General features: G+C 40.7%; 7 protein-coding genes. All 7 read right to left on the bottom strand.

What is annotated here, in order from left to right; all coding sequences use genetic code 11:
* Window positions 1–483, bottom strand: a 483-nt coding sequence (locus AC11ZT_RS01840; protein ID WP_484057973.1) for a GW domain-containing glycosaminoglycan-binding protein, incomplete at its 3' end; no start/stop codon positions are given.
* Window positions 484–594: 111 nt separating this feature from the next.
* The gene (locus AC11ZT_RS01835) at window positions 595–1,314 is read right to left on the bottom strand and encodes an NAD-dependent deacylase (protein WP_484057974.1); all 720 of its coding nucleotides are present in this window, start codon (window positions 1,312–1,314) and stop codon (window positions 595–597) included.
* A gap of 276 nt (window positions 1,315–1,590) precedes the next feature.
* Window positions 1,591–2,367: a sulfite exporter TauE/SafE family protein gene (locus AC11ZT_RS01830; RefSeq protein WP_484057972.1), complete on the bottom strand. Its 777-nt coding sequence runs from the start codon at window positions 2,365–2,367 to the stop codon at window positions 1,591–1,593.
* A gap of 94 nt (window positions 2,368–2,461) precedes the next feature.
* A complete protein-coding gene (locus AC11ZT_RS01825; protein ID WP_484057971.1) occupies window positions 2,462–2,689 on the bottom strand; it encodes a sulfurtransferase TusA family protein in 228 nt (75 codons plus the stop codon).
* 24 nt (window positions 2,690–2,713) lie between these two features.
* Window positions 2,714–3,841 (bottom strand): MBL fold metallo-hydrolase, encoded by a 1,128-nt coding sequence (locus AC11ZT_RS01820; RefSeq protein WP_484057970.1) that lies wholly within the window; start codon window positions 3,839–3,841, stop codon window positions 2,714–2,716.
* 75 nt (window positions 3,842–3,916) lie between these two features.
* Window positions 3,917–4,486, bottom strand: coding sequence for a sulfurtransferase TusA family protein (locus AC11ZT_RS01815; RefSeq protein WP_484057969.1), 570 nt, complete (start codon window positions 4,484–4,486; stop codon window positions 3,917–3,919).
* A gap of 109 nt (window positions 4,487–4,595) precedes the next feature.
* The gene (locus tag AC11ZT_RS01810; RefSeq protein ID WP_484057968.1) at window positions 4,596–4,985 is read right to left on the bottom strand and encodes a DsrE/DsrF/DrsH-like family protein; all 390 of its coding nucleotides are present in this window, start codon (window positions 4,983–4,985) and stop codon (window positions 4,596–4,598) included.
* Window positions 4,986–5,283 lie beyond the last annotated feature (298 nt).

Here is a 5,283-nt window from a genome sequence, read left to right as displayed (position 1 = left end):
CATCGCACTTTCGATGACTTGAATATCTCGGTATGCATACAAATCTGTTAATCCTACATAATTCGCACCCGGCACGCCATATGGAACCGACCAAATGCCATTTCCATTCGTCGCCCCCATTACCTCTGCCTGATTCATAGTTTCAAAATTTGTTACTTGGCTAAGTGCCCGGCTATCGAGCCAGCCGACCACCTTCCCATTTATACTAAACTGAGACCAAAGCACAGTGCCCACCGTCATTTTCTGAACAAGCTGGACCTCTTGTCCGGCATAATCATTCGTCTGGCCAACATAGCTAGCACCTGATAATCCATACGGCAGAGACCAAATGCCATTCCCGCTCGTCCACGCAACAATTTGGTTTTCCTGTACACTTGTTATAGGAGGATTATCCGCTGCTTGAACTGGTAACCCTATAAGCAGCAAGGCTCCTCCTGTCAACACGAGTTTACGATACGCCGAATACGCCTTTCTCTTTTGCAATTTATTTTCCCCCTGAATATCCCATCTTGGTTTTTCTTTTATTCTATCAGTTTATGTAGAAAGGAAAAAGGGCACAAAAAAAAGAGGGTGAACAAAGTAAGATCCCCTCTTTCAAAAAGACAAATTCTGCTTTACCTCGCGAAGAACATCCCCGATATTCCGGTCCTGAATGACAAAATCGGCAATGGCATCGAGTGGTGTAGGCTCACGGTTCACAATGACTAACGAAGCCCCGTTTCGCTTAGCAATTTGCGGAAAGAGATTGGCAGGACTTACCTCCAAAGAGGTGCCAAAAACAAGAAACAAATCCGCTTTCCTGCTTTCCTCTTCTGCAAAGGACAGTGCCTCCTCAGGAAGATTCTCGCCAAATAAAACAACCGAAGGGCGAACAAAGCCACCGCATTCACAAATCAAATCCTCTGAATCAGTAAACCGATTACTCGTATATACTTTCCCGCAGCTGTGACAGTGACATGTACGAAGTGTACCATGCAGCTCGGCAACATGCTCGGTACCTGATAAAGAATGAAAACCATCCACATTTTGCGTAATAATCGCTTTCACACGTCCGCTATGTATCCAGTTTGCAAGAATCTCATATCCCTGATGAGGACGAACTTCACGAAGCGCCTTGATACGACTACGATAAAAAGCAATAAACTCAGGTCGATTGTTTTGCATCGCCTGCACAGATGCAAATTCTAACGGATTTCGATTTTTCCAAAGTGCATTTTGCCCCGAGCGAAAATCAGGAAGACCTGATTCCGTGCTCATACCTGCACCTGTTAAGACGACTGGATAGGTAGCATGCGTTAATAAGGATGCGAGCAGCTCGTTCTCCCCCTTTCTGATATGTAGTATGTAGTTCTATGGAATGAGCAATAATCCTTTTGCAAATCGTGTAAATTTATTTTGAATCTGCCAATAGTTATTAAGTGTTCCGATTCAGCAATTCTTCGCTCACATTGTAAAGCTAGATTCCCGCCTTGAAAACTATACGATTCGAAAATCTTCTAAAAAAAAGGTATAATTTCCTCAATAGTCATGAGAAAATTATACCTTTTGTATCGTAAAGGTCTTTACAACGACCATCCTAATCTTGCAAAATCACAACATACCAATCCAAATCTTCAAGGACGTTGCCAAAATTAATGCTGCTAAAATACCTTGTAGCATTTTAGCCGAAACTTTTTTGCTCATTTTTGCCCCAAGCGGAGAGGCTAGTATACTAGCGATTACCATAATAGCAGCCGGAATCCATACAATCTGACCCGTCATTAATTTACCTGTCGTTGCCCCAATGCTCGATATGAACGTAATGACAAGGGAAGAAGCAATCGTCATCCGTGTCGGCACCTTTAATACAACAAGCATAATGGGAACAAGGATAAAGGCTCCGCCTGCACCGACAATCCCGGAAACGCTTCCTACAATAAAGGATGAAATCACAGCAATCCAACGATTAAAGGTCACTTTTTGAAGCGACACATCATCTAATCCTTTTCTTGGAACAAACATCATAATGGCAGCAATTGTTGCTAAGACAGCGTACAATATATTGATTTGTGCTTCACTAATCAGTTTTGAACCATAACTTCCAATATAGCTTCCAATTAAAATACTACTTCCCATAGATAAGACAAGAGCTTTATTTACATATTCACTTTTCCGATAGTACCATGCACCACTTAACGTGGAGAAGAATACTTGAACGGCTACAATACCTGCTACTTCATGAGCAGAAAAGGATGAAAAGCCAAGCAGTGCCGGAACATATAATAAAATTGGGAAATTAATAATGGCGCCCCCAATTCCTAGCATCCCTGACAAAAAGGAACCGACAAATCCAAGCACAAAAATAAGGAGTACGAAACCGATACTCAATTTACTTTCCCCCTGTGATGTGAAAATAGATCCTCAAAAATTACTAGCAGTGAGATTGTTTACACCACTGCTAGTAAATCGATGTATAAACGAATTACGCCTTTTGAATCCAAAACTTTAATACCTCTTCATCATCCTCTTGATGAAGCAGTTCATGGCCTGTTGCTTTTGCCCATGCTGCTAAGTCCTTTTTAGCGCCTTTATCAGTTGCATGAACTTCAAGAACTTGACCTTCCTCCATTACATCAATCGTCTTTTTTGTTTTCACAATAGGCATGGGACAAGACAGGCCCTTTACATCCAGTAATTTATCCGAATTCATATATTATCCCTCATTTCCAATTCTTTACGAGTGGTGAAGAGCACAGCGATTTGGTCCAATCTCTAGCTCTTGTTGCTTTTCTACAGATACCGCAAGCTCCCCACGATTAATGGCTACAATTTCTTCGAAGTTAGGAGGAGTATCTGTATTCGCATTTTGAACCACTTGCTCAATAAAATCTGCTTTCTCTTTATTTTGCATCATTTCATTACGATTCCGAATGTTTCCAAGTGTATCTCCGATGTAGCCTGCACCATTTATTTCATCATCTAGGTTTGCATAGTGACTAGGAAGAACGATAACATCATCCGCAATTTCCGCTACTTTCTCATACACAGTCTCGTATAAGTCTGCAGCCCATTCAGCTACCTTTCCACCTAGGTCTGGGCGTCCTAATCCTCCGACGAAAATCGTATCTCCAGAGAACAATAGCTTATCGTTCATAAGGAATGATACACTACCAGGGGTATGTCCAGGCGTTTTCACAGCTAACACTTCTAGACTTACATTTGCAAAGTTAATCTTGCTATAATCCTCGAGTGGTAGGAAGGAAATCGTCGCACCTTCACTCTTCATTAAATAGTAGGATGCGCCAGTACTTTGCGCGAGTGTATAGCCACCAGAGATATGATCAGCATGAAGATGCGAATCTACGATGTGTGAAATCGCTACACCCTCTTGCTTCGCTACCTGTTCGTAAGCCTCTACAAAACGAGAAGCATCAACAACCAAAGATTCTTTTCCTGATAAAATCATGTAGGAAAGACAGCCTTTTCCTACCCGGACAAATTGATATACTTTCACAGCTTCATCTTCATATACCTTTGCTTGGTACAAATATTCACTCCAAGTCTTCATTCCGCCCTGTAAGTACGACACATTCGGCACATTTGCTTCCTCTAGCATCTCCGCAACAAATTTCGATGAGCCTTCTTTTGCACAAACAACTAGCACACCGCGGTCCTTTGGCAATTTATCTAATACAGGCTCTACCCCGTCAAGTAAATCAAAATATGGCACATTAATCGAAGTTACGTTTTCGCCTTCTATTTTCCAATCGTTATAATCACTTTCATTCCGAACATCTAAAATGAAAAGATCTTCTTTTTCTAAAAGCTTCTCCACGATTTCAGCAGAAGTTACTTCTATCATTGACCAAGTACCCCCTATGGTATAATTTTTCGTATAAATACCCATCAGCTTTGTACAGCTGATGGAGTCTTCCCTTTATTCTTCTGTACTTTTTTCCAGCTTACCTGACCACATTGACATCCCTGGTACGACGTTTACAACATCCGAAAAACCATTTTTAGAAAGAAGCTGCGCAGCTAAGTCACTTCTTCTACCCGTACGGCAAATAATATACATGCTGCAATCCTTCGGAAGCTCTTCCATTTTCTCTTCTAAAACACCAAATGGAATCGACTTTGCGCCAGGAATATGACCAAAAGCAAACTCTGCAGGCTCTCTGACATCTAAGAGAAAGCAATTATCTTCTAGCTTACTTTCCAATTGCTCATTCGTAATCACATGTGGATACGTTTCTTCCTCTTTTTCGCTACCAGCACTTGCCTTTCGCAAATAATGCTTTAACACATTCCCCTCTTCCACCAATCCAATGTATTGATGACCGGTATTTGCTGCCCAGGCAATTAAATCTGCTTTTGAACCATGATCCGTAGCTTGCACTTCAATTACTTGACCAGGCATCATCGTATCAATTGCTTTCTTTGTTTTTACAATTGGCATAGGACAAGATAAACCTTTTGCATCTAACAAGACGTCCGTTTTAATCATGCAAGACTCTCCCTTATGTTCACAAATTCTAGATGTCGTTTATATACCGGTGCAGGTATATAAAACGGCACAATATATTTATTATAAATACCCCTATGATAAACTTCCTTTAGAAAGATAAAGAAACATCTGCATCCTTAGCATAATCAAGGAACGTGACAGCTCCCCCTACTTCTATACCTTCTACAAAGTCTTCTTTCGTAAGTCCCATAACATCCATTGTCATCTGACAAGCAATAAAAGTAACTCCTAAATCCTGTGCCATCTCCACAAGATCCGCAACAGATGGTACATTTGCTTGTTTAAATCCTTCTTGGATTTGCTCCTTACCAGCAGGAATTGGCAGATGATGAAGTCCTTCCTTATGAATAAGCTGTAAACCTTCAAACGTAAAGAAAATTTTCACTTCTCCATTTGTTGCAGCTGCAGCTGTCGCAATATTAAATACTTTGTACGCATCGAACATACCGCCATTTGCGGCAATAATCGCAACCTTCATCTTATTTCCCTCCATGAATTCATTCTTTTTCATTTATTATTTTTCATGTTTAGTCGGGTTCTTAAGGGACATCCTTTCGTAAGATCTCAACCTTAAACCATACCCTGTAAGGTATATTATCGTGAATTCAAATGAAATGCAACACTTTTTTACTATATAGATAGGGGAAACTCACAGAGAGGATTATAACAATGGATTAGGGTAAAAATATCAATTCATACCCTCTCTTAATTTGATCATGTTATACCAGCATACTCCACCATGTTTTGATTCAGACATGCCATGGCTTACAAACCCG

The sequence above is a fragment of the Ectobacillus sp. genome (assembly GCF_056992975.1).
The sequence above is the reverse complement of the archived record's forward strand: the minus strand, read 5'-3'. Positions and strand labels throughout refer to the sequence as shown.

Bases quoted from the DNA above. Each gene is read 5' to 3' on its own strand.
- AC11ZT_RS01815 (WP_484057969.1), bottom strand. From the start codon at position 4,486: ATGATTAAAACGGACGTCTTGTTAGATGCAAAAGGTTTATCTTGTCCT.
- AC11ZT_RS01810 (WP_484057968.1), bottom strand. From the start codon at position 4,985: ATGAAGGTTGCGATTATTGCCGCAAATGGCGGTATGTTCGATGCGTAC.
- AC11ZT_RS01825 (WP_484057971.1), bottom strand. From the start codon at position 2,689: ATGAATTCGGATAAATTACTGGATGTAAAGGGCCTGTCTTGTCCCATG.
- AC11ZT_RS01820 (WP_484057970.1), bottom strand. From the start codon at position 3,841: ATGATAGAAGTAACTTCTGCTGAAATCGTGGAGAAGCTTTTAGAAAAA.